Source organism: Candidatus Macondimonas diazotrophica (assembly GCF_004684205.1).
GTDB lineage: Bacteria > Pseudomonadota > Gammaproteobacteria > UBA5335 > UBA5335 > Macondimonas > Macondimonas diazotrophica.
In genome coordinates this window covers 34,955-58,261 of record NZ_SRIO01000015.1, presented here as the reverse complement: position 1 = coordinate 58,261, position 23,307 = coordinate 34,955, and the positions used below count along the sequence as shown (strand labels likewise).

21 protein-coding genes are annotated in these 23,307 nt (G+C 62.6%); 9 read left to right on the top strand and 12 right to left on the bottom strand.

Features of this window, described 5'->3' with window-relative positions:
• Positions 1-2 precede the first annotated feature (2 nt).
• Genes urtC through urtE form a run of 3 tightly spaced genes read left to right on the top strand, consistent with a single transcriptional unit; the run spans position 3 to position 2,676 of the window.
• Complete coding sequence (gene urtC / locus E4680_RS11010; protein WP_135282465.1) at positions 3-1,145, top strand: urea ABC transporter permease subunit UrtC; 1,143 nt, start codon at positions 3-5, stop codon at positions 1,143-1,145.
• Complete coding sequence (gene urtD, locus E4680_RS11005) at positions 1,145-1,969, top strand: urea ABC transporter ATP-binding protein UrtD (RefSeq protein WP_135282464.1); 825 nt, start codon at positions 1,145-1,147, stop codon at positions 1,967-1,969. The genes urtC and urtD overlap by 1 nt, the downstream gene beginning before the upstream one ends.
• Positions 1,970-1,980: 11 nt before the next feature.
• The gene (urtE, locus tag E4680_RS11000; RefSeq protein ID WP_135282481.1) at positions 1,981-2,676 is read left to right on the top strand and encodes an urea ABC transporter ATP-binding subunit UrtE; all 696 of its coding nucleotides are present in this window, start codon (positions 1,981-1,983) and stop codon (positions 2,674-2,676) included.
• Positions 2,677-3,055: 379 nt separating this feature from the next.
• On the opposite strand, the gene E4680_RS10995 is transcribed toward urtE, so the two are convergent.
• The 7 genes from E4680_RS10995 to E4680_RS10965 form a co-directional block, all read right to left on the bottom strand.
• Positions 3,056-3,922: an SAM-dependent methyltransferase gene (locus E4680_RS10995; RefSeq protein ID WP_135282463.1), complete on the bottom strand. Its 867-nt coding sequence runs from the start codon at positions 3,920-3,922 to the stop codon at positions 3,056-3,058.
• Between the two features lie 141 nt (positions 3,923-4,063).
• On the bottom strand, positions 4,064-4,999 hold the full coding sequence (hemF, locus tag E4680_RS10990; protein WP_135282462.1) for an oxygen-dependent coproporphyrinogen oxidase: 936 nt from the start codon (positions 4,997-4,999) through the stop codon (positions 4,064-4,066).
• On the bottom strand, positions 4,996-5,589 hold the full coding sequence (locus E4680_RS10985) for an L-threonylcarbamoyladenylate synthase (protein WP_135282461.1): 594 nt from the start codon (positions 5,587-5,589) through the stop codon (positions 4,996-4,998). Before E4680_RS10985 ends, hemF begins: the two co-directional genes overlap by 4 nt.
• Complete coding sequence (gene topA / locus E4680_RS10980) at positions 5,579-7,876, bottom strand: type I DNA topoisomerase (RefSeq protein WP_135282460.1); 2,298 nt, start codon at positions 7,874-7,876, stop codon at positions 5,579-5,581. Before topA ends, E4680_RS10985 begins: the two co-directional genes overlap by 11 nt.
• A gap of 81 nt (positions 7,877-7,957) precedes the next feature.
• Entirely contained in the window at positions 7,958-8,440 is a 483-nt protein-coding gene (locus E4680_RS10975) for a Smg family protein (RefSeq protein WP_135282459.1), read from the bottom strand.
• A gap of 14 nt (positions 8,441-8,454) precedes the next feature.
• A complete protein-coding gene (gene dprA, locus E4680_RS10970) occupies positions 8,455-9,588 on the bottom strand; it encodes a DNA-processing protein DprA (protein WP_135282458.1) in 1,134 nt (377 codons plus the stop codon).
• Positions 9,585-10,757 (bottom strand): LysM peptidoglycan-binding domain-containing protein, encoded by a 1,173-nt coding sequence (locus E4680_RS10965; RefSeq protein WP_167792479.1) that lies wholly within the window; start codon positions 10,755-10,757, stop codon positions 9,585-9,587. The genes dprA and E4680_RS10965 overlap by 4 nt, the downstream gene beginning before the upstream one ends.
• Positions 10,758-10,893: 136 nt before the next feature.
• Between E4680_RS10965 and def the strand changes: the two genes are divergently transcribed.
• The 4 genes from def to E4680_RS10945 all read left to right on the top strand — a co-directional run bounded on the left by def (position 10,894) and on the right by E4680_RS10945 (position 15,709).
• A complete protein-coding gene (gene def, locus E4680_RS10960) occupies positions 10,894-11,415 on the top strand; it encodes a peptide deformylase (protein ID WP_135282456.1) in 522 nt (173 codons plus the stop codon).
• Between the two features lie 98 nt (positions 11,416-11,513).
• A complete protein-coding gene (fmt, locus tag E4680_RS10955) occupies positions 11,514-12,446 on the top strand; it encodes a methionyl-tRNA formyltransferase (RefSeq protein WP_135282455.1) in 933 nt (310 codons plus the stop codon).
• A complete protein-coding gene (gene rsmB / locus E4680_RS10950) occupies positions 12,436-13,758 on the top strand; it encodes a 16S rRNA (cytosine(967)-C(5))-methyltransferase RsmB (protein WP_240696194.1) in 1,323 nt (440 codons plus the stop codon). Before fmt ends, rsmB begins: the two co-directional genes overlap by 11 nt.
• A 337-nt stretch (positions 13,759-14,095) precedes the next feature.
• Positions 14,096-15,709 (top strand): alkaline phosphatase D family protein, encoded by a 1,614-nt coding sequence (locus tag E4680_RS10945; RefSeq protein WP_135282454.1) that lies wholly within the window; start codon positions 14,096-14,098, stop codon positions 15,707-15,709.
• 64 nt (positions 15,710-15,773) lie between these two features.
• Here E4680_RS10945 and E4680_RS10940 read toward each other — a convergent pair whose 3' ends face one another.
• The 5 genes from E4680_RS10940 to ectA all read right to left on the bottom strand — a co-directional run bounded on the left by E4680_RS10940 (position 15,774) and on the right by ectA (position 20,556).
• Entirely contained in the window at positions 15,774-17,210 is a 1,437-nt protein-coding gene (locus tag E4680_RS10940) for an aspartate kinase (RefSeq protein WP_135282453.1), read from the bottom strand.
• Positions 17,211-17,276: 66 nt separating this feature from the next.
• Positions 17,277-18,197: an ectoine hydroxylase gene (gene thpD / locus E4680_RS10935; RefSeq protein ID WP_135282452.1), complete on the bottom strand. Its 921-nt coding sequence runs from the start codon at positions 18,195-18,197 to the stop codon at positions 17,277-17,279.
• A 24-nt stretch (positions 18,198-18,221) separates the two neighbouring features.
• Complete coding sequence (locus E4680_RS10930; RefSeq protein WP_135282451.1) at positions 18,222-18,620, bottom strand: ectoine synthase; 399 nt, start codon at positions 18,618-18,620, stop codon at positions 18,222-18,224.
• A gap of 40 nt (positions 18,621-18,660) precedes the next feature.
• Complete coding sequence (gene ectB, locus E4680_RS10925; RefSeq protein WP_135282450.1) at positions 18,661-19,935, bottom strand: diaminobutyrate--2-oxoglutarate transaminase; 1,275 nt, start codon at positions 19,933-19,935, stop codon at positions 18,661-18,663.
• Between the two features lie 60 nt (positions 19,936-19,995).
• Positions 19,996-20,556 (bottom strand): diaminobutyrate acetyltransferase, encoded by a 561-nt coding sequence (gene ectA / locus E4680_RS10920; RefSeq protein WP_240696193.1) that lies wholly within the window; start codon positions 20,554-20,556, stop codon positions 19,996-19,998.
• 375 nt (positions 20,557-20,931) lie between these two features.
• Between ectA and E4680_RS10915 the strand changes: the two genes are divergently transcribed.
• Both E4680_RS10915 and E4680_RS10910 read left to right on the top strand, forming a co-directional pair.
• Entirely contained in the window at positions 20,932-21,429 is a 498-nt protein-coding gene (locus tag E4680_RS10915; RefSeq protein ID WP_240696192.1) for a MarR family winged helix-turn-helix transcriptional regulator, read from the top strand.
• Positions 21,430-21,653: 224 nt separating this feature from the next.
• Positions 21,654-23,273 carry a class I adenylate-forming enzyme family protein gene (locus tag E4680_RS10910; protein WP_167792478.1) on the top strand — a complete coding sequence of 540 codons (1,620 nt, stop codon included), beginning with the start codon at positions 21,654-21,656 and terminating at the stop codon, positions 23,271-23,273.
• Positions 23,274-23,307 lie beyond the last annotated feature (34 nt).

Sequence of the window (23,307 nt, the reverse complement as noted above, 5' to 3'; positions counted from 1 at the left end):
CGATGGACACGACAAGTCTCGCTCAGCCGGTTGCGGAACCTGCAAAGACCTTTTCCGGGTCGTTCCATCCGGCCATTTTCAGCACCCGGGGTTGGGCGATCTTCGGGCTGCTGGTACTGCTGGTCGCCGGCGGCATCCCGCTGTCCAATCTTGCGCTTTCGCCCGATAGTGCGTTGCATGTGCCGGACTATCTGGTGCCGCTGTTGGGGAAATTCGCCTGCTATGCACTGGTGGCGCTGGCCATGGACCTGATCTGGGGCTATTGCGGCATCCTCAGCCTTGGCCATGGCGTCTTCTTCGCGCTGGGTGGCTACATCATGGGCATGCATCTCAGTCAGGTAGCGGCCCAGGCCGGACTCTACCGCACGGCCTTTCCACCGTTCATGGAATTTCTGCAACGCGACAGCCTGCCGTGGTTCTGGAGCGGCTTCGGGCATCCACTGTGGGCGTTGTCGATGCTGCTTCTGCTGCCCGGACTGTTTGCCTTTCTGTTCGGATACCTGGCGTTTCGCTCGCGTATCCGGGGTGTGTATTTCTCGATCATCACCCAAGCACTTACCTACGCCATGATGCTGCTGTTTTTCCTGAACGAAGCGGGCCTCGGTGGAAACAATGGGTTGACCGACTTCAAGATGCTGATGGGGTTTTCCCTGCAGGAGCCGGGCACACGAGCGGCCTTGTTCGCCTTGACCGTGCTCATGCTAGCCGGCGCCTATGTGCTGTGCCGGTACTTGGTTCGGTCAAAGCTGGGTCGCGTGCTCGTCGGGCTAAGGGATGCTGAAAACCGGCTGATGTTCATGGGTTACAACCCGCTGCATTACAAGCTGTTCGTCTGGACGCTTTCCGCCGTACTCTGCGCCATCGCCGGGGCGCTCTATGTGCCGCAGGTCGGTATCATCAATCCCAGTGAATTGCAGCCGGCCAACTCGATCGAGATGGCGGTCTGGGTCGCGGTGGGCGGACGCGGCACGCTGGTCGGCCCCATGCTGGGTGCATTGACAGTCAACGGCGCCAAGAGTTGGTTGACTGCGGCTTACCCGGAGCTTTGGTTGTTTTTCCTGGCGGCCATTTTCATCGGGGTCACGCTGTGGCTGCCCGGTGGGCTGTGGAGCTTGATTTCCCGTCGGCGGGGAGGGAAAGCCTGATGCGTTTGCCGGAATGGTTGCAGAACCGGAGCGCGCCGACGCCGCAGACCGATCTGGCACACCGGCTCGATACCGGTCATGGCGTCGTGTTGTACATGGAGTCGGTCAGTGTCAGCTTTGATGGGTTCAAGGCGCTGAACAACCTGTCTCTGTATGTGGATGAGGGTGAGTTGCGCTGCATCATCGGCCCGAATGGGGCGGGCAAGTCCACCATGATGGATGTGATCACTGGGAAGACGCGGCCGGATGAAGGCAGCGTCTGGTTCGGTCAGACCCTCGACTGCCTGCGCCGTGAGCCTTGGGAAATCGCGGCTGCCGGCATCGGTCGTAAATTCCAGAAACCGACCGTATTCGAGCAGCTGACCGTCTTTGAGAATCTGGAAGTCGCCATGCAGGCGGACAAGCGGGTGCGCGTCAGCCTCGTCGCGCGTCCCACGGTGGCGCAGCGTCAGCAGCTCGACGAGGTGCTGGGGCTGACGGGCCTTGCAGCTGAACGGGACCGGCTGGCCGGCTTGTTGTCCCACGGCCAGAAGCAGTGGCTGGAGATCGGGATGCTGCTCATGCAGAACCCCCGGGTGCTCTTGGTGGACGAGCCGGTGGCCGGAATGACACCCGGTGAAGTGGAGCGCACCGCCGAGTTGCTCAATACCCTGGCGGGCAAGCATTCGGTCATCGTGGTCGAGCACGACATGGCCTTCGTGCGCGCCATCGCCCGCAAGGTCACCGTGTTGCACCAAGGCAGTGTGCTGGCCGAAGGCAGCATGGATCAGATTCAGGCCGATCCGCGGGTACAGGAAGTCTATCTGGGGGAGGTGATGGGATGAACACAGCGCCTCTGCTGCGCCTCGTGGGTCTCAATCAGGCTTACGGGCAGAGCCGGATTCTTTCAGATATCGATCTGGATATCGCAGAAGGTTCATGTACCTGTGTCATGGGGCGCAACGGGGTTGGCAAGACCACGCTGATGCGGACCATCATGGGGCAATTGGCTGCCCGGGCGGGCAAGATTCTTTTCGACGGCGTCGATCTCGGCGGGCGGCCAGCCTATGACCGGGCGCGGCGCGGTATCGGTTTCGTGCCGCAAGGGCGAGAAATCTTTCCCCGACTGTCGGTGGAAGAAAACCTTCAGATCGGGCTTCCAGCGGCGCGCCCCCGCGGCCGGGGGATTCCGGATCGCATCTACGAGCTTTTCCCGGTGCTGCATGAAATGCGTCATCGGCGCGGCGGTGATCTGTCGGGCGGCCAGCAGCAGCAACTCGCTATCGGCCGCGCGCTGGTGCTGCGCCCGCGGCTGCTGATTCTGGACGAGCCCACCGAAGGCATCCAACCCAACATCGTCGCCGACATTGGTCGCATCATTCGCCGCCTTAATCGCGAGGAAGGCCTGACCGTGGTTCTGGTGGAACAAAAGCTGGCCTTCGCGCGCAGCACGGCCAGCCACTTCCATATCCTTGAACGGGGGCGGGTGGTGGCTGGCGGCGCCATCGACGGCTTGACTGACACGCTCGTTCAGGCCCATCTCAGCGTTTAAGTGACCCATTTGGGTCGCGCTCCGCCACGGGCGTCAATCTCGGCAATCCTCTGGCCCACGCGTTCCCAATCGGCCGTCCATCGAATCGGTTGTTTCCAATGGTGTTGCGTTGCAGTCTGGTTCGTCTTTTGATCCGGGTACTTCGCGGGGCCGACGTGGCGTAGGGATCGGTGGCGGTGAATCGAGCTGATGCGTCTGACGTCATTTGGTCTGTGAGCGGCATTCTGGATCGCCAACTCATCACCAGTCGGATGGCCAAGAAAAGCCCCGGACGCACCCACCGGCTATCGACATCAATACCGGCTCGACGGACACATGAATGGTGAGCGAATACCGCAAGCGCGGACAGCCGCTCGCTGCCCGCGCTTGGAGGCCTTGATCAGGCGGGTTTGCGCGCCTGAAAGATGCAGTAGTGCCAGAGACCCTGATTGAGGGCTTTCCACTGGCGATGTACGGCGCGGATGTTGCCGTCCTGGGCCTTGGTTCGGATGCGCAGGAACATCAGGAGCTTGCCGCCCCAGCGGGACAGCACGGCGTATTGATAGAGCCGTTTGGCAGAGGGGCGAATGTTGTCGCTCGCGTCCTGCATCTGGATGTCGGTGAAACCGGTTTGTTCCAGCGCGTCACGGAATGCGCCGCTGTAGCCGAAGGCCTTGACGCTCCAGCCCGAGGCCCACTCATCCATGAGCTGCTGTTCCTCAGGCTTGAACCGGTCGCGCGCCGCGAAAAAGTCCGCCAAGATGAGCCGGCCACCCGGCTTGAGCACACGATAGGCCTCGCGCACGAAATCGGCTTTGTCTTCGGCGTGGCAGACCGATTCAACGGCCCAAACCACGTCGAAGCTGGCGTCGGGGTAGCCCGTGGCGACGAAATCGCGCCGCTCAAACATCACCTTGTCGCTGACGTTGTGGCGTTTCGCGTTCTTGTAGGCGGCATCGACCTGATGAGGCGTGATGGTGATGCCCGTGACCCGCGCCCCTTTCTCACGCGCCAGCCAGATGGCGCTGCCGCCCACGCCGCAGCCGGCGTCGAGCACGGTGTCCTGGTCGGTGATACCGGCCCGTTCGGCGAGAATCTGGTTTTCGCGCAACAGCGCGTCGGAAACACCTTTGGTGGTTTCATCCCAGTAACCGAAGTGTAGCGCCATGCATCGATCCAAGCGCCACAGCATGCGGTAGTCAATAGCGCTTTCATCGTAATACTGGACGATGGAGGCTTCGTAATCCTTGCTGGTTCCCTGGCTCATGGCCTCTGCTGCTCCTGTGGATCCGTGGGCGGTCAAAATTGCCCTGAATAGGGGCGGATTGCAAGATTACCGGGTTCGCTCCGCCCGACCGGGAATGGGATAGTGCCGGATAAGACCGGACGGTATCGAGCATGGTCTAGCTCAAGCCGTTTCGCCAGTCTCCTGTAACCAGTCGCGCGGTTTCAGATAATCGCGGATAAGCACGGCCTCCGCGCTGTCGGGCGCCGGATGCCAGTCGTAGGCCCAGCGTGCCAGCGGCGGCAGCGACATCAGGATGGACTCAGTGCGTCCGCCCGATTGCAGCCCGAACAACGTGCCGCGGTCATAGACCAGATTGAATTCCACATAGCGCCCACGGCGGTAGAGCTGGAAGGATCGCTCCCGCTCGCCATAAGGTGTGTCACGGCGCCGGGCGACGATCGGCGCATAGGCTGGCCAGAACTGATCCCCCACCTGGCGCAGGAAGGCAAAGCAGCGATCGAAACCGCCTTCATTCAGATCATCGAAGAACAGCCCGCCGACCCCGCGGGTTTCGCCGCGATGCGGCAAATAGAAATAGCGGTCGCAGGCCGCCTTGAAACGATCGTAAGCGTCGGGCGCGTAGTCGGCACAGGCCGCACGCGCGGTGCGGTGCCAGTGCAGGACGTCCTCGTGGACAGGGTAGTAGGGGGTGAGGTCAAAGCCGCCGCCGAACCACCACACCGGCGCGGCGCCGGGGCGCTCGGCTACGAACAGGCGTACGTTGGCGTGGGTCGTGGGGACATGCGGGTTGCGGGGATGGAACACTAAGGATACGCCAAGCGCCTGGAAGGAGCAGCCGGCCAGTTCCGGCCGCTGGGCGGTCGCCGACGGCGGCAGCTGATGGCCGTGTACGTGGGAAAAGTTGATCCCGGCCTGTTCCATGAGCGGGCCATCCGCGAGCACGCGGGTGCGGCCACCGCCGCCATCCGGGCGTTCCCACAGGTCCTCGTGGAAACGCGTGCCGTCTTCGACGGCTTCGACTGCGCTGCACAGACGCGACTGAAGATCCAGCAAATAGGCCTTGACCGCCGCGACATCGACCCGATCGGTACTCATGGCGTTTCCTTGTGGGGGGCGGGTGCGGGACGCAGACAGCGGCCCGTTGCCAAATCATAGATGCCGGTCGGTCCGGGGAGACCGCCGAGCGGCCCGGGCAGACAGGGAAGGTTGCCCAGCGCGCGGCGTAGGGCGACGCGCGAACGCGCGGGTGGGTGACCACTGCGATTGGCGCTGGTAGACACCACGGCGCCACCAAAAGACCGGCACAGCGCAGCGGCGGGATTGTGGGCGGTCACGCGCATCGCCAGTGTCCGCCGCCCCCCGGTGAGCAGGGGATCGAGGTCCGGCTGGGCCGGAACGATCCAAGTCACCGGACCCGGCCAGCTGGCTTCGAGGCGAGCGCGCTGCGCGGGCAGCAGAGGCCCCATATAGGCTTCGAGCTGGTTGATGTTCGCCGCCAGCAGGATCAGGCCCTTGTCTTCCCGGCGTCCCTTGAGTGCCAGCAATCGGCGCAGGGCTTGCGGGCATTCCGGGTCGCAACCCAGACCGTAGACACCCTCGGTGGGGTAGGCAAGGATTGCCCCGCTGCGCAGTAGGGAGCCCGCATGGCGCAACTGCTGGCGGGTCGGGACCGATTCAGTCAGCATTCGCCAGCGCCGTATCCTCAGCGGAGACCGCGTAGCCACATTCCTTGCGGGGACAGACCTTTTCGGTGCCGCGGCGCTTGGTAGTTTTGAGGGTGAGAATCGGCCAGCCGCACTGCGGGCAGGGTTCGGCCAGCGGTGGATTCCAGACGGCATATTTGCAGGTCGGATACCGGCTGCAGGAATAGAACAGCTTGCCGTAGCGGGACTTACGCTGCAGCAATTCGCCTTCCTTGCATTCCGGACAGGTGACACCGGTTTCGAGTGGCTTGACCAGGGGCTCGATGTGCTTGCACTTGGGGTAACTGCTGCAGCCAATGAACTTGCCGTAGCGGCCGTGTTTGATTTCAAGGGCCGAGCTGCACTCGGGGCAGACACGTCCTTCCACCCGCTCGGGCGGGGCTTCCTCGCCCTTGTCCTCGAGATTGCGGGTGTAGTCGCAGTCCGGGTAGCCGCTGCAGCCGATGAAGCGGCCGCGCCGGCCTAGGCGAATGGCAAGCGGCTTGCTGCATTTGGGACAGGCTTCTTCCAGCGCTTCGGTGGTGACGTCGGCTCGGGAGACATTCTCCAGCGTCTCATCCACCCGGTGCTTGAACGGGGCCCAGAAGTCTTCCAGCACCGGCACCCAGTCGCGCTCGCCCCGAGAAATGGCGTCGAGCTGATCCTCCAGCCGCGCGGTGAACTGGTAGTCCACATACTGGGTGAAATGCTGGGTCAGAAAGCGGTTGACGATGCGGCCCACATCGGTCGGCACGAAGCGCTTGCGGTCCAGCACCACATATTCGCGGTCCTGCAGGGTGGAAATGATGCTGGCGTAAGTCGATGGTCGACCGATGCCGAATTCTTCGAGCGCCTTGACCAGTGTCGCTTCGGAAAATCGCGGGGGCGGCTCGGTGAAATGCTGTTCATTCTGGATGTCTTCGAGGGGAACCGCCTGTCCTTCGGCAAGCGCTGGCAACTCCCGGTTCTCATCCTCGTCGCTTTGTTCGTCGCGCCCTTCCTGGTAGACCGCAATGAAGCCTGGATGCACGAGCGTTTGGCCTGTGGCGCGAAACTGACCGGCATCGCCGGCCTTCAGCGTGATGGCGACGGTGTCATAGGTGGCGTGCACCATTTGGCTGGCAACCGTGCGTTTCCAGATCAAGTCGTAGAGCTTGGCCTGATCGGGGCTCAGGGCACGGCGCAGAGTGTCCGGATCCCGCTCGACCGAGGTGGGGCGAATTGCCTCATGCGCTTCCTGCGCGTTCTTGGCGCGCGTTTTGTAAACACGTGGCTGGGCTGGAATTTGATCGGCACCATAGCGATCGCCAATGAAGGTGCGGATTTCCTGTACCGCATCTTGTGCCAATGCCACCGAGTCGGTGCGCATGTAGGTGATCAGACCGACCTGTTCACCGCCCAGATCAATCCCTTCATAGAGCTGCTGCGCGATCTGCATCGTGCGTTTGGCCGTAAAGCCAAGCTTGCGTGCGGCTTCCTGCTGCAGGGTCGAGGTGATGAAAGGCGCGGCCGGGTTGCGTCGCTTCTGTTTGCGCAGCACCTGTTCCACGGATAGCGCGCCTTGGGCTGCTTCCAGCAAGCGGCTGCGCACCCGCTCGGCGGATGATTGATCGGTGATGGAAAATTGCTCGATCTTCTCACCGTCGAACTGGATCAGCCGGGCTGGAAAGCGATGGGTTTCCATTGCGAGTTGTGCCTGGACTGACCAGTACTCGCGTGCCTCGAAGCGCTCGATTTCTTCTTCCCGTTCGACAATCAGCCGCAAGGCAGGGCTCTGGACCCGACCGGCGGACAGGCCGCGTCGCACTTTGCGCCAGAGCAGGGGGGAGAGGTTGAAGCCCACCAGATAATCCAGGGCGCGGCGCGCCTGCTGGGCATTGACCAGATCGGTGGAAATATCACGCGGATGCTGGATGGCCTCGGCGACCGCGCGCTGAGTGATTTCGTGAAACACCACGCGCTGCACCGGTTTGTCTTTGAGCAGACCCTTGTCGGCCAAGAGCTGCTGCAAATGCCAGGAAATCGCTTCGCCTTCCCGGTCCGGGTCAGTGGCCAGGTAAACGATATCGGTCTTTTCAAGGGCTTTGGCGATGGCGTCGAGGTGCTTGCTGCTGCGGGCGATGGGTTCGTACTTCATCGCGAAGCCGTGCGCGGGGTCCACGGCGCCCTCTTTGGGGATCAGGTCGCGCACATGGCCATAGGAGGCCAGGACCTGGAAGTCCTTGCCGAGATATTTGTTGATGGTCTTGGCCTTGGCGGGAGATTCGACGATGAGGAGGTAATGACTCATGAGGACATATTCTGGAATGGCTGAGGTCCCCAACAGGGACGGCTGGGGAAAAGACCGCAAAGGGGCGGTTTGTGGGGTAGGTCAATGAAAGAGGCCAACCTGCTCTTCGAACATGAAATCCTCCATCCAGGCGTAGGGCCCTTCCTGCCCCGGCATGTTGAACAACACCATGAGAACGACCCATTTGACCTGTTCCAGGTCGATGTCGTCCTCTTCCAGTGCCATGACGCGTTCGATGACGATTTCACGGTGAAGGGGGGTCAGGATGCCATTCTGTCCCAAGTAGAGCAGCAGGCCGCGCATCTCGGCGTCGAGATGCTCCATTTCCCGATCGGAAAAGATCCGAACCGACTGATTCTGGCTTACAGGGGGCTCGCATTCGCTGCGCTCCCGGTGAGCGGCCAGAGCATCGAGCCACTCGAAAGCTTTATGGATTTCGCCATCCCGGAAGCCGGCGGCTTCCAACTCTTCGGTCAAATTGTCACGATCGGCACCCAGATCCGCTTCCTCGTCCATGTAGTGATCGAACAAGTAAATAAGCACATCGAGCATGCTCTCTTTCATCATTCTCCCCGTCATTAGCGCAGCCGCCCAAAGCGTCCGCCGGGCAAGGTCTCCACGAGACCCTGTAATTCCATGCTCAGGAGAATGGAGGAAAGCGTCTGCGCCGTCAATCCGAGGCGCTCGACCAGCTCATCCAGGCTGATGGGGTCGTAACCCATCGCTTCAAGGAGGCTTTGTGTCTCAGGCGAAAGCCGCGTGTCGGCGACTTCGCCTTGGTGCGCAGGTCCTTCGAACGACGGATCGTGGACCACATCGGAGAGCTGCGCCGGCAGCTCTTCAAGAATGTCGGAGACTGAGTCGACCAGTTTGGCGCCCTGGCGGATCAGTGCGTGGCAGCCGCGAGCGAGGGGGTTGTCGATGCTCCCGGGGATGGCAAAAACGTCGCGACCTTGCTCGGCGGCGAGCCGGGCGGTGATCAGCGATCCGCTGCGCGGCGCGGCCTCGACGACCAGAGTCCCCAGCGCCAGACCGCTGATGATGCGATTGCGCCGCGGAAAATGGGCGGGCAGTGCGGGGGTTCCGGGTGGCCATTCGCTGACCAGTGCGCCTTCCTCGACCAGTTGTTCGGCCAGTGCGGCATGTGTTCGCGGGTAGACCATGTCCAATCCGGTGCCACATACGCCGACCGAAAGGCCGCCAGCACGCAATGCGCCGCGGTGGGCGGCGGCATCGATCCCGAGCGCCAGGCCGCTGATGATGACGAGCCCGTAGCGCGCCAGTCCATCGGCGAATTCAGTGGCCAGGCGGCGGCCGTTGCCGGTGGGATTACGGCTTCCGACAATGGCCACGGCCGGGTGGCTGAGCACGTCCGGATCGCCGCGGATGAACAGGAGTGGCGGGGCGTCTGGCAGGGAGGCCAGTTGGGACGGGTAGTGTGGTGCTCCCAGCGGCAACAGATGATGGCCCGGATGCTCCAGCCAGCGCAGATCGGCTTCAACCAAGGGCCAGTTCGGTGCCCGTAACACGGCTCGAATCGGCGCAGGTACACCGGCCCGTATCCACGCCGGTTCTCCTGCACTGAGCACAGCCTGACAGCTTCCGAAATGCGTGATCAGCCGGTCGAAAGTCGCCGGCCCCACGCCGGGCATGCGCACGAGGGCCAGCGCTGCGGCCTGTTCAGCCTGATCGGTGCCGCCGGATCGGCTCATGAAGGGTTGGCGACCCGATCACCGACCTGAATGCCGCGCGTACTGCGCACGATCAGCGCCTGGCTGAAGTGCTCGGAAACCCGGAATACCAAGACCTCGCCGATGACTGCCGGAGGCAGGGTGACCTGTCCGCCCCGCACGGGATCGCGCATGGAGCGTTCACCGCGATAGATGCTCAGGACATGTCCGACTTGCAAACCTTCGGCGCTCCCGAGGCCCAGCGTGACAGACTGATACTGTCCGGCCCGGGCGATCGCGTTGGACAGCAGGAGGATCCGGCCCGAAACAGGGTTGGTGGGCGCACCGGGCAGCAGATCGGGCGTCATCGGCGATTCCGGTACCGGGAGCAGTCTATTGCCGACGCGCACTTCGCGGCGACTCTGGATAATTAGTGCTTCGGCCGGATCGCCAGCCTGCAGGATGCGAATCGTTCCCAGAACGTCGACCTGATGACCGAGGCGTTTCCGGTTGTCCGGATCGATCAGTGCGACACCTTTGTCCTCGACCACTTGAAATGCCGATCCTGCCGGAGCATCGGTGCCGCGGACGTACAGCCGGTCGCCGGCTCCCATGATGAGTTGTTCGGCGTGCATTGGTCTTAGAACATAAGGCGCATTTTTCAGTCCCTCGCGATCAATGGGCATCGTCTGGGTCAGGAAGGGCTCGATCCGCTCATAAGGCAAGGCCGGGATGGCCTCATCCAGGGGTTCGCGCCGGATCCGCGGTGACAGCCGGGTGACAGGGATCGGTGGCTCTGCGGGTTGCAGCATGAGCTGGCCATTGACCATGGCCAACTCCAGCACGTCGCCCGGATAGATGCGATGGGGGTTGCGCACCTGCGGGTTGGCGTGCCAGACCTCCGGCCAACGCCATGGATCACGCAGGAAGCGTCCGGCGATATCCCATAGCGTATCGCCCTTGCGGACGGTGTAACGGAGCGGGCGATCGGGGCGCCAGACGATTGGCGCAGAGGGCGTCGACGCGGACGCAGATGGTTGGCCGATGGGAACGGCCTGCGCCGATTCGGCGGGCGGTGAGCGAAGTTCCGGGGGTGCCAGAGGCGCGCGCGCCGGCTCGTCCGATGGGGCGGGAGCGGTGCAGGCGATCAATAGCGTCGCCAAGGCGCCAGTCAAGAGACCAGATATCGGCTGCGGTGGTTTCAGGATCAACACAGCATCCCTCTTGCGTGCGTGCCCCCTGTGTAACAAGGGTATAATGAACATCATTCCCGGAATCCGGATCGGGCTCGACCGCCGGATGCCGATAAGGTTAACGACGCAACTGCTGCCGACTTTACGAAACGCCATGGCCATACTCGATATTCTTCATTTTCCCGATCCCCGCCTGCGTCGCCGCGCCGTACCGGTAGCCCAGGTTGACGACATCGTGCGCCGCATGCTGGATGACATGCTGGAAACGATGTATGAGGCCAAAGGGGTGGGATTGGCGGCCACGCAGGTGAATATTCACCAGCGCATGCTGGTGGCCGATGTGTCCGACGAGCGCGACCAGCCGCTATATCTGGTCAATCCGGAGATTGTTGCTCGCGACGGACTGCAGGAAAGCGAGGAAGGCTGCCTCTCGGTGCCCGGATTCTACGAGTCCGTGCGGCGAGCCGAGCAGATCCGGGTGCGCGCGCTGGGCCGGGATGGCGAGCTGCTCGAATTCGATGCCGATGGGTTTTTGGCGGTCTGTATTCAGCATGAGATCGATCACCTCGACGGCAAGCTGTTCGTCGACTACCTCTCGGAACTCAAGCGGCAGCGTATCCAGAAAAAGCTGCGTAAACAGCAGCGTGCTGCTGAGCCTGCAGGGATCTCCGGCTAGAATCCAGCTGCATGCGTGCCGTTCATGAGCGGCGTCTGACCCCACAGCCCCACCCTAGCAGTTGACGTCGCTTCGCGCGGCCTTCGAGCGGAGTTTTCATGCGTATCGTCTTTGCCGGCACACCGCAGTTTGCGGTTCCCACGCTTCAGGCTCTGGCACAGAGCGGGCACGAACTGACCAGCGTCTACACCCAGCCTGATCGTCCGGCTGGACGCGGGCGACACCTCCAGGCGTCCCCGATCAAAGCGCTGGCAATCGAGCTGGGCCTACCGGTGTTTCAGCCCACCCGGCTGCGCGATCCGGCGGTTCAGGCCGAGCTTGCGGCGCTGGCGCCGGATCTGATGATCGTTATTGCCTATGGCTTGCTGCTCCCGCAGCCGGTGCTCGATTTGCCGACGCTCGGTTGCGTGAATCTGCATGCCTCCTTGTTGCCCCGCTGGCGCGGCGCCGCGCCGATTCAGCGGGCGATCCTGGCTGGCGATACCGAAACCGGCATTACCCTGATGCAGATGGCATTGGGGCTCGACACCGGCCCGATGCTGATGCGCCGGGCATGTGCCATCGGTGCGCACGAGAATGCCGGAGAACTGCATGATCGGCTCGCCGGGCTGGCGGCCGAAGTGATGATGGCGGCGTTGCCGGCACTCGCCGATGGGCGTTTGATCGCCGAACCGCAGCCCGAGCAGGGGGCGACCTACGCCGCCAAGCTGGAAAAGGCCGAAGCCTGGATTGATTGGCAGCAGCCCGCCGTGCTGATCGATCGGCAGATCCGTGCCTTCAATCCCTGGCCTGTGGCGCAAACCCGGCTTGAAGGCCAGGTCTTGCGCATCTGGCGGGCGCATCCGGACGCAACTCCCTGTCCGGGCGCTGCCCCGGGTGTCGTCGTGCAGGCGAACCGCGACGGTGTTGCCGTCGCCACCGGGTCGGGCCGTTTGTGGTTGGATCAGGCGCAGCTTCCTGGCGGACGCCCGTTGCCGGCCATCGAGTTGGCACGGGGTCGGCCGCTGCTGGGGATCCACCTTGGGTGCTGAGCGCGGTTCTGAGTTGCGGGCCGAGGCGGCGCGCGTGATCGCTGCTGTGGTGGGTCGCGGCGCATCCCTGAGTACGGTGCTGCCGCCGGCCTTGGCCGCCGTGGCACCGGCAGAGCGTGGCCTGCTGCAACAGCTCTGCTATGGGAGTCTGCGTTTTGGTCTGCGCTACCGTGCGGTACTGGGCGAGTTGATGTCTCGACCGCTCAAGGCGCGGGACGTCGATCTGGAAGCATTGTTGTGGGTCGGTTTACACCAGATCGACGCGCTGGGTATGCCGCCACATGCGGTGGTGCATGCCACGGTTGGCGCGTGCCGCCTGCTCGGTAAGGATTGGGCACGCGGCCTGGTGAATGGGGTGTTGCGCAACGTGCTGCGCGATTCGGCGGTGCTCGATCCCGAGCGCATGAGCGATGTCCAGGCCCGTCATGCCCATCCGGACTGGCTGATCACGCAAATCCGGCATGACTGGCCGGCGCATTGGGAAGCCATCCTGGCCGCCAACAATCGCCAGGCCCCGATGACCTTGCGCGTGAATGCCCGGCACATGGATCGTGCGGCCTACGCCGCGCGCTTGCGGGACGACGGGCTCGAAAGCCATCCGGCCCCGCATACCGAAACCGGCCTGATCCTCGCCTCTCCGGTAGCCGTCGACCAGCTGCCGGGTTTCCAGCAGGGTTGGGTCAGCGTGCAGGACAGCGCCGCTCAGCTGGCTGCGCCGCTTCTGGATGCAGCGCCCGGCATGCGGGTGCTCGATGCCTGCGCGGCGCCGGGCGGCAAGACGGCGCATCTTCTGGAGCGAACGACGGATCTTGATCTGGTGGCGTTGGACATCGATTCGGCGCGACTGCAACGCGTCCAGGACACCTTGAGCCGGCTTGGGCTCACCGCCGAGATCCGCTGCGCCGATCTGTCCATGCCGGAGACCTGGCATGACGGTCGGCCGTTCGATCGCATTCTCCTCGACGCACCCTGTTCCGCGACCGGCGTGATCCGTCGCCATCCCGATATCAAACTGCTGCGCCGCCCCGCGGACATCACCAATCTGGCCGGGCGCCAGCAGGCACTGCTCGAAACGACGTGGAACCTGCTGGCGCCGGATGGCGTGCTGCTCTATGCGACCTGCGCGGTCCTGCGGGCCGAAAACGAAGCGGTGCTCAGCGCGTTCCTTGCCGGACATCCCGAGGCGGTGGTCGAGCCGTTGGTGACCACCTGGGGCCATCTGGCCGGCGCGGGCCGGCAGAATCTGCCGGGTGAGGACGAGGCCGACGGGTTTTTCTATGCACGTCTGCGCCGGGTCTCCTTGCACCGCTGAGCGCTGGCGCTTGGCCCGGCTCATCGCTTTGGCCTGACACGGGCTCCCAGGCAACGCGGGGTCGCCCATTCCCTGTTACCCATGAGCCCCGCTGCAGCGCATTGCTCTAAGGCGCTGCGTGCCCGATCGGCCGGACGCGCGCCTGCGCGGACGCCCATCCCGATCCGGATTCTCCCTCGAATGCGCCCGGTTGGACTTCCCCGGTCACTGACAACGACCTGCAATACGGTTGTCAAGGCGATGTAAAGCCTTTCCGCGAGATTGGTTCGGGCGCTGTTCCTGGAATGGCGTTCGTGGATTGTCATCCATTCCTTCGGATTCGCTCGGGAGAAGCGCCATGACCTGCAAGCCATCATTCGTCGCCAATCCTTCACGTCGCCGACTGCTCAAGCAGGCCGGCGCGCTGGCCGGTGTCGCCACGCTGGGCGGTTTGCCGCTTCGCGTGCTGGGCGCGACACCGACCGGCGGTCAGGTCGCCATGCCCTATGGCGTCCAGGCGGGGGATGTGCGTTTCGACCGGGCGATCATCTGGTCGCGTGCGGATCGGCCCGCGCGCATGTGGGTCGAGATCGCCGATCGCCCGGATTTTCGCGGTGCGCGTCTGCTGCGCGGTCCGGCGGCGTTGCCCGAGGGGGATTTCACCGCCAAGCTGGATGTCGCCGGCCTGAATCCAGGCCAGGAGGTTCACTACCGGGTCTTTTTTGAGGATCTGTTGGGTGAGGCATTGCGGAGCGAGAAGGTTTCGGGGCGTCTGAGTGTGCCGGCGTTGCCGGGGCTGTCCCGGCTCGGGTGGCGCGCCCGCAACCAACGGGGCGTTCGCTTCGTCTGGTCCGGCGATGTGAACGGGCAGGGCTGGGGCATCAATCCGGATCTTGGCGGAATGCGGATCTTCGAAACCATGCGTGCGGTGGAGCCGGATTTTTTCATTCACTCTGGGGATTGCATCTACGCCGATGGGCCGATTCAGGCCGAAGTGGCGCTTCCGGATGGATCAACCTGGCGCAATGTGGTGACGCCGGAGAAGTCCAAGGTCGCCGAAACACTGGACGAGTTTCGCGGCAACTATCGGTACAACCTCATGGACGAGAATCTGCGGCGCTTCAATGCCGAAGTGCCGATCATCGCGCAGTGGGATGACCATGAGGTCGTCAACAATTGGTATCCGGGTGAAATTCTGAACGATGCGCGATATACCGAAACCCGTGTGGATCTATTGGCAGCGCGCGGACACCAGGCCTTTGTCGACTACATGCCGGTGCGCTTCGGCGAGCGGGGCCGGCTCTATCAGAGTTTTCCATGCGGATCCAGCGCGGAGGTCTTCCGGATCGATTTGCGTAGTTTCCGTGGCCCAAATAGCCTCAATGACCAACGGCGTTCGGGGCCCGAGGCGGATTTTCTGGGCAGCGAACAGCTCGATTGGCTGATGGATGCCCTGCGCCGGTCGCGCGCGACCTGGAAGATCATCGCCTCGGACATGCCCATTGGCTTGATCGTGCGCGACGGCACCTTCTTCGAGAACGGCGCCAACGGCAACGACGGTCGCCCAGCGGGCCGCGAACTGGAGGTCGCCAAGCTATTGCGCTTCATCCACCGCCACCGGATTGCCAACGTCGTGTGGTTCACCGCGGATGTGCATTACACAGCGGCGCATTACTACCATCCGGATCGGGCTGCGTTTCGTGATTTTTCGCCTTTCTGGGAGTTCGTCAGCGGTCCGCTGAACGCCGGCACATTCGGGCCAGGTAAGCTGGATGGAACGTTTGGTCCCGAGGTGGTGTTTGAGAAATCCCCGCCGGCCGGTCAGGCCAATCTGCCACCCTCGGCCGGCCTGCAGTTCTTCGGCCAAGTCGACATCGATGCTGAAAGCAACATCATGACAGTGGCTTTGAAGGATCTGAACGGAGCCACCCTGTTCGAACAGGTGCTGGAGCCCGTTCGGGGGGTGTCCTGATACCGGCGCTCCCCCGCCCCGACCGGCTACAGCCTTGGGGTCGGAGCGGTGGCGCTGGCCGGGATCAGGCGGCGCAGATCGCGATGCCGTGGTCGTGCGGCTCGATCAATCGGCGGTGCAGCGCCCGGATCGCCGTGTCGTAATCGCGCTCGTCGATGACGCACTGCATGGTGACCTGCCGCAGCGACTGGTGCATGGCCAGGATGGAGATGCCTGCCTCGGCCAGGGCCGCGGCAGTTTCCGCCAACAGGCCCGGCACCTGCATGTCGCTGCCGATGGCGGACACCAGCGCCACGCGGCGTACGTCGATTTCCGCTTCCCCGAAACGCTCCACGAGTGTTTTCTGGATTCGCTTGACGGTCTTGAGGTTGCACGCCAAGTAGTGTGTCAGGCTGTTGGCATTGCAGTCCTTGGTGATGATGTCGGCACCAAAGCGCTCCAGCGTGGTGAGCAGGGCGTGATCGTAATGCGCGAAACGGCCCATCATGTCCTGATCGAACAGCTGCAGCGCATAGACGTTCTTGCGCCCGGCAATGATTTCGACGCAGGGCTTTTCGCTGACGTGGTCATGCGTGATCACCGTGCCGCCGTGCTCGGGTTCGAAGGTGTTCTTGATGCGCAGGGAAATGCCGGCTTGCCGCAAGCCTTTGGCGGCCCGGGGGTGGATCGCCTCCATGCCCAGGTTGGCGAGCTGGTCGGCGACATCGTAGTTGGTCCGCCCGATCGGGACGACGCGTTCGGCACCCACGACCAGCGGGTCAGCGCTGCTCAGGTGGTATTCCTTGTGAATGATGGCCTCGGCAGCGCCGGTCACGACGGCGACTCGGCTGAACGTCATTTCGCTGTAACCGCGATCGAAGCGCGCCATGAGTCCTTCATCGCAATGGGCGTAACCGGTGACGATCGGCAGCTCGCGCGCGAGGTCGATGTTCTGGAAGCTGCGGCGGATTCGCTCATCCAGTGAAGGAACCGGTGCGTCGGCATCGGCATGCCAGCCGGTGAGGTCGACAAAGCGGGTGCGAACCCCTTCATTGGCCAGCAGTCGGCTGAGATTCCACGCGCTGTGGGCTTCCCCGAGGCTGGCCAGCATTTCGCGGACTGTGGCGAGATGGCTGTCGAGCTGGAAATGCCCGTGTCGGCACAGACGGTCCAGGTCGCTCAGGCAATTTTCGGCGGCCGTCAGCCGTTCCTCGATGAAGGATTTTGCCGCGGCGCGATCCATGGCGGCGGTGAATAGGGCGTGATTGATCTCAAGCAGCTGCTTGCGAACCTTGGCCAGCTCGCCGCGCCAAGCCGCTTCATCACGGGCATTAGCGAACGAACCGAATACCCCGGGCTGGGCCGTTTTCTTGTGTTCGAGCAACAGGTTGGTGATTCCACTGTAAGCCGAGACGACGAAGATGCGGTTGTATCGGTTACCGGGACGCAGAATGATATTGTCTCGCACGGCAGCATAGTTGCTCATCGAGCTGCCGCCGATCTTTTCCACCGTATGGGTCATGGTGTTGATTTTCCTTGTATTCGTGGGTCCCCGAGGAGGGACCGGCGAGCCCGCGGCTCAGCCATCTCAGCCAATCCGCAACGGAGTGGGGCGGACGGGCTCGACTTCGCCGCGGGCCGCAATGAATCCAGGTCGAGGCGGGTGGCCACAATAGGGTTCACAGAGGCGGTTGCTCATGGCGTTATAGACAAAGAACACGTTGCTGCGCGGATCAGGCGTGATGTTGCCGTTGGAGCCGTGCATCGTATTGCAGTCGAACACGGTGACCGTGCCGGCTGGGCCGGTCGCCGCGACCAGGCCACCGCCCTGTTCGGCGAGCTGACGGAGGCAACGCTTGCTTGGGACACCGATTTCCTGCTTCACCAAGGACTTCTGGTAGTGGTTCTCCGGTGTTTCGCCGGTGCACACCACGTAACGGCGATGGGAGCCGGGAATCAGCAACAGGGGGCCATTGTGGGCGTGATTGGGTGTGAGCGAAATGGAGACGCTCAGCGCCCGCATACGCGGCATCCCATCTTCCACATGCCAGGTTTCGAAGTCCGAATGCCAATAGAACTCCTTGCCACCGAAGCCAGGCTTGTAATTAAGCCGGGACTGGTGGATATAAACCTCGTCATCAAGGATGTAGCGGGCCAGGTCCACCAGCCGCGGATCGGCGGCAACGGCGGCGAACAGCGGGCTGAGCTGGTGAACGCGAAACAACGAGCGTAGGTCGCCGGTTTCCTGTTCACGGATCGCCTCGCTGCGTTGCATGATCAGCGCGTCATGGCGCAGGCGCGCGAGTTCGGCCTGCATGGCGGTGATCTCCGCATCGGTGAACAAGGTATAAAGATTCAGAAATCCCTGATTCTCATAGTTGGCGATGGTGCGCCGCGCTAGGGGTGGTTCCCGATTCGCGTCTGCATAAACGACGGGATCTGTCCGAGGCGTCACCGAAGCAGGGCGTCCGGCGCGGGAGGGATAGCGGTCTATCGCTTCCGAGGGCATCAGTCATCTCCTGAGTCTTGCTGCTTAGTCAGTCACCGCTTCGGCTTCGAGCGGGTAAACGCCATCGGCGTCATGAACCTCGGTGCCGTGTAGCGGTGGGTTGAATACGCAAGCCATGACCATTTCGGTCTCGGCGCGCAGGATGTGCTGGTCGTGCTGGTCCAGCACGTAGATCGTGCCCGGGGCGATGGGATAGATCTTCCCATCGGCGACGGTTTCGATCTCGCCGCTGCCGCTGATGCAGTACACCGATTCGATGTGGTTGCGGTAGTGCATCGGCAATTCGGCGCCACGGTAGATCGTGGTGATATGGAACGAAAAACCGGCATTGTCATTCTTGAGCACGAGCCGGGTGCTTTCCCACCCTGTGCTCTGGATGCGACGGCCGGATGCGATGGCTTCAGGAAGATGGCGAACGATCATGCTTGAATGGCCTCTTGTTCGTGATTGGAGCGGAGCCGGTTCAGGAGGCGCAGGCGGCCAACGTGCCGCTTAACACCTCTAGGGCGCTGTCAGCCAGCCGGCTCAATCCTTCACCCAGTTCGGCGTCGGTTATGGTGAGCGGGCACAGGCATTTGAGCACCTGTCCGCGATTGCCGGAGGTCTCGATGATCAGCCCTCGCTGGAATGCGGCCTGACTGATGCGCGAGGCGGTCTCGCCGTCATTGCATTCCAGCCCCTGCATCAGACCGCGGCCCTTGACGCGCAGATGCGTGACACCGACGCGCTCGCTGATCCGCTGCAGCCCTTGGGTCATCAGGGCTGCTTTGGCGCGCACCGATTCGGCGAACGTCTCGTCACGCCAGAAATGCTCCAGCGCCGCCGTCGCGGTAACAAAGGCGTGGTTGTTTCCGCGGAACGTGCCGTTGTGTTCGCCGGGTTTCCAGATATCGAGTTCGGGCCGGTAGAGCAGCAGGGCCATCGGCAGGCCGTAGCCACTCAGGGATTTGGACAGCGTCACCATGTCGGGCGTGATGCCAGCAGGCTCGAAGCTGAAAAAGGTGCCCGTTCGTCCACATCCAGCTTGGATGTCATCGACGATCAGGAGCATATCGTGCTTGCGGCATAGCCGTTGCAGGCCTTGCAGCCACACCGGGCTGCCCGCGTTGAGTCCGCCTTCACCCTGGATGGTTTCGACGAGGACCGCTGCCGGGTGATCGATGCCGCTCGACGGGTCGGACAGCATCTTGTCGAGATAACGCAGGGTATCGGCGTCGCGACCCAGATAGCCGGCATATGGCATGCGGGTGATCCCGGTCAACGGGACGCCGGCGCCACCTCGGTGATGTTGATTCCCGGTGGCGGCCAGCGCGCCCAGCGTGGCGCCATGGAAACCGTTGGTGAAGGCAATGATCGAAGAGCGGCCTTTGACCTTGCGGGCCAGCTTCAGCGCCGCTTCGACCGCATTGGCGCCGGTCGGTCCGGTGAACTGCATGCGGTAATCCAGCGAGCGCGGGACCAGGATGCAGTCGCGGAACGCGCGCAGGAAATCCGCTTTCGCTGCGGTATGCATATCCAGCCCGTGGGTGATGCCGTCGTTCTGGATGTAGGCCAGCAAGGCATTTTTCAACACGGGATGGTTGTGGCCATAGTTCAGTGAGCCTGCACCCGAGAGAAAGTCGATGTAGCTCATGCCGTTCTCGTCATGGAGAGCGGCGCCTTGGGCGCGGTTGAAAACCGTCGGGAAAGAACGCGCATAAGACTGCGCGGATGATTCAAGTTCGTTGAAAATCTCCATGGGTCATACCTCCACGGTGGATTGTGTTGTGTTGTTCTTATTGGCTTTGACGAGATGTGATCAGTCCGCGATTCGTTCGAGCGGTCCGATCCGGAGCAGGATTTCATCCGGGTGCAGCCCGGAGAAATGGCGTTGGGATTCAAACAAAGTGGTCGTCTCGATTACCGCGCCGAACTGCTTGGCCAGCCGCTCGAACAGTCGCCAGGATGCCCGATTGTCGGGGCCGATCGTGGTCTCCAAATAACGGCAATCCGCCAGCGCAGGCCGGGTGAGTAGTGCCTCCAGCAGGCGTGAGCCCAAGCCGGTGCCCCGTGCTGCCTCATCCACTGCGACCTGCCAGACAAAGAGGGTGTCGGGGCGGTCCGGAACCCGATAGCCCGAGACAAAACCCAAAGCCTTCGCGGCGTTTTCCGCGTGCGCGATGATCGAGGTCTGGGCAAAGTGGCTGCACTGCAGCAGATTGCAGTAACGGGAATTGGGATCCAAAGGGGGGCAGCGGGCAATCAGTTCGAAAACCGCCACGCCATCGTCCGGAGTGGGGCTACGCAGGTGCAGCGCCGGATGGGCATCGCCGGCGCCGTTCCCCATAGGGTAAGGCTCGGGATGATGAGAGGGTTTCATGATTCGATCTCGGTTTCTCGAATAAACTCGTTTCTATGCAATGCAAATACCCGAGAGTTCAACTTGGTAAACAGTTTCGCCAAGCGCTGATCCGTGTCGGGCATGGTGATATATTATTGTCTATGCAGCTTTTGTTTTCTTGGCTATTGTGTGTCAGTTTCTGGCGGGTACAATTCACGCCGAAAAAATCCATTGTATACAAAATTCTTTATCCGGGCAACTTGGTCACTGGGCCGCACTCCAGACCCGCTGGGCAGGTGCCGCGTCGTTATGACGAATCCATCGTGGCGCGATCGTCAGGCTGCATGGTCTGCGGACCTCGGCGCGCTGCTAGAATCGTGGTCTCGCCATTGCCGAATCTCACGGGAGTCTTCTGTGGAGGTCATTGCTGAGGTCTTGGTCGCGCTGCGTCGCATTATGCGAGCGACCGATCTGCGCTCCCGTCATCTCATGAAAACCGCTGGGCTGACGGCCCCGCAACTACTGGTGCTGCGAACGATTCATCAGAAGGGTGAAATTACCGTAGGCGATCTGGCGCGTCAGATCAGTCTCAGCCAAGGCACTGTGACCAGCATCCTCGATCGCTTGTCCGCACGCCGGCTCATCGTTCGAGAGCGGGCGCGCAGTGACAAGCGGAAGGTGTTCTTGCGTTTGGGGCCGGACGGAGAGGATGTTTTGCGTGATGCCCCGCAGCCGCTCCAAGAGCATTTCATTCGTGAATTCAACGCGCTGCAGAGCTGGGAACAGCACATGATCCTGGCTGCACTGCAGAGGGTTGCCGGGATGATGGACGCCGGGCATATCGATGCGGCACCGATGCTGGCGATCGGCGCCCTGGATCAGCAAGAGCTCTCCTCGAGCCCCGAATCGTGACCTGATTCGGGGCGGTGCCCTTCACCGGCGAGCCTGCTTGCCGTCAGCGCTTATTGGGCACGCTGCTCCGCAGCCAATACGGCGCGCGGTACTCCGACGCTATACGCCCCGTTCTTGAACGACTAGTATGGTAGATTCGCCATCAAGGCCGCAGGATAGTCGGCCGAAAGAAGAGAGGAAGGCCGCACTGCCGGCTGGCCAGCTCAGTCATGGAGGAGAACGTCATGGCCGTCATCGATCTGTTGCATCAATCCGTTCAGAAAAAGCCCGACAAAAAGGCGGTTATCGCCCAGGATGGCGAGGTCACATTCCACGAGCTCGATGTGGCCAGCAGCCGCATTGCGCATCAGTTGCACAAGGCCGGCGTCAAGCGCGGCGACAAGGTTGCCCTGGTGCTCGCCAATGACCAGGCGGTCTTGTTCAATGCGAGCTATTTTGGGATTCACAAGCTCGGCGCGGTGCCGGTTCCAATCAACACGCGCTGGGCCATGCCGGAAAAGTACTTCGTGCTCGAGCACAGCGATGCTGTGGCGCTGATCAGCGGTCCGCGCCATCTGGAAGCATTGATTCCCCTCGCCCAAGGCAAGCCGGTCGAGATCGAAGGCCGGCCGGGGCAGTTCAATCTCAAGCACTTCTTCGTGACCGGTAGCGAGGCGATCGATGGCTTTACGCCGCTGGGAAACGTCGTGAGCGAGGGGTCGACCGATGTTCCACTGCTCGATCCACCCCCGACCGATCGGGATCCGGCCGACCTGCTCTACACCTCTGGTACGACGGGAATGCCCAAAGGGGTATTGGTGCCCGAAGGTAATCTCGCGGACCAGCCTGGTCAGCAGAATCTGGCCCAGATCCTGTCCGCACTGTTCGGTGAAAGCTTGTTGCACGCCGTGCCGCTGTTCGGATTCACTGGCTGCCACGGCTTGATGCTGATGAGCATTCGCGCCGGCATTACGCAGCTGGTCCTGCCACGCTTCGATCCGGAGCAGCTGCTGGCCTCGATCGAGCGGCACCGCGCATCCTCGATCATGGGCGTGCCGACCATGCTGAATCTCGCCATGAAGCATCCATCGGTGAAGGACTACGACTACAGCTCGCTCAAGTTCGTGTTCTTCGGCGCGGCGCCGATCCAGCCGGACACGGTGCGCAAGATGCTGGAAGTCTGGCCCAAGGTGATGATGCTCAACGGCTATGGCTTGACCGAGGGCGGCGCCGGTGCAGCCTGCATGCTGGGGCCCAACCCACGCGACATCCTCGATCACCCGGGCTCGGTGGGCAAACCGGTGGGCTGCGAGGTGGTGATCGTCGATGACAACGGCAACACCCTGCCGCAGGGCGAGATCGGCGAGATCTGCTTCCGCTCGGGGATCGAGCGGCGCAGCTACTACAAGGGCGAGGAAAACACTCAGGAACTCTGGCGCGGCGAGCTGCTACATACCGGCGACGTGGGCTACATCGCGCCGGACGGCTACGTGTATCTGACAGATCGCAAGAAGGACATGGTGCTGCGCGGCGGCTACAACATCTTTGCCGTCGAGGTGGAACGCGTGCTGCTGGAGATGCCTGAGGTGCTGGAAGCGGCTGTCATTGGTGTGCCCCATCCGGATCTCGGCGAGGATGTCTTGGCTGTGATCGCACCGAAACCGGGATTCAAGGGCGGTGAGGGCTCTCTGACCCCCGAGGCCATCAATGCCTTCTGCCGGCAGCATCTGGCGGACTACAAGAGTCCACGCCATGTCGTCTTTGTGGACGAGCTGCCCAAGAACGCCATGGCCAAGATCCTCAAGGCGGATCTGCGTCAGCGCTATCGTGACTATGTACTGGATCTGAAGGCGCAGGAAGCCTGAAGATCACGAGGGTGTTGCGGCCCAGCAAGGCCAT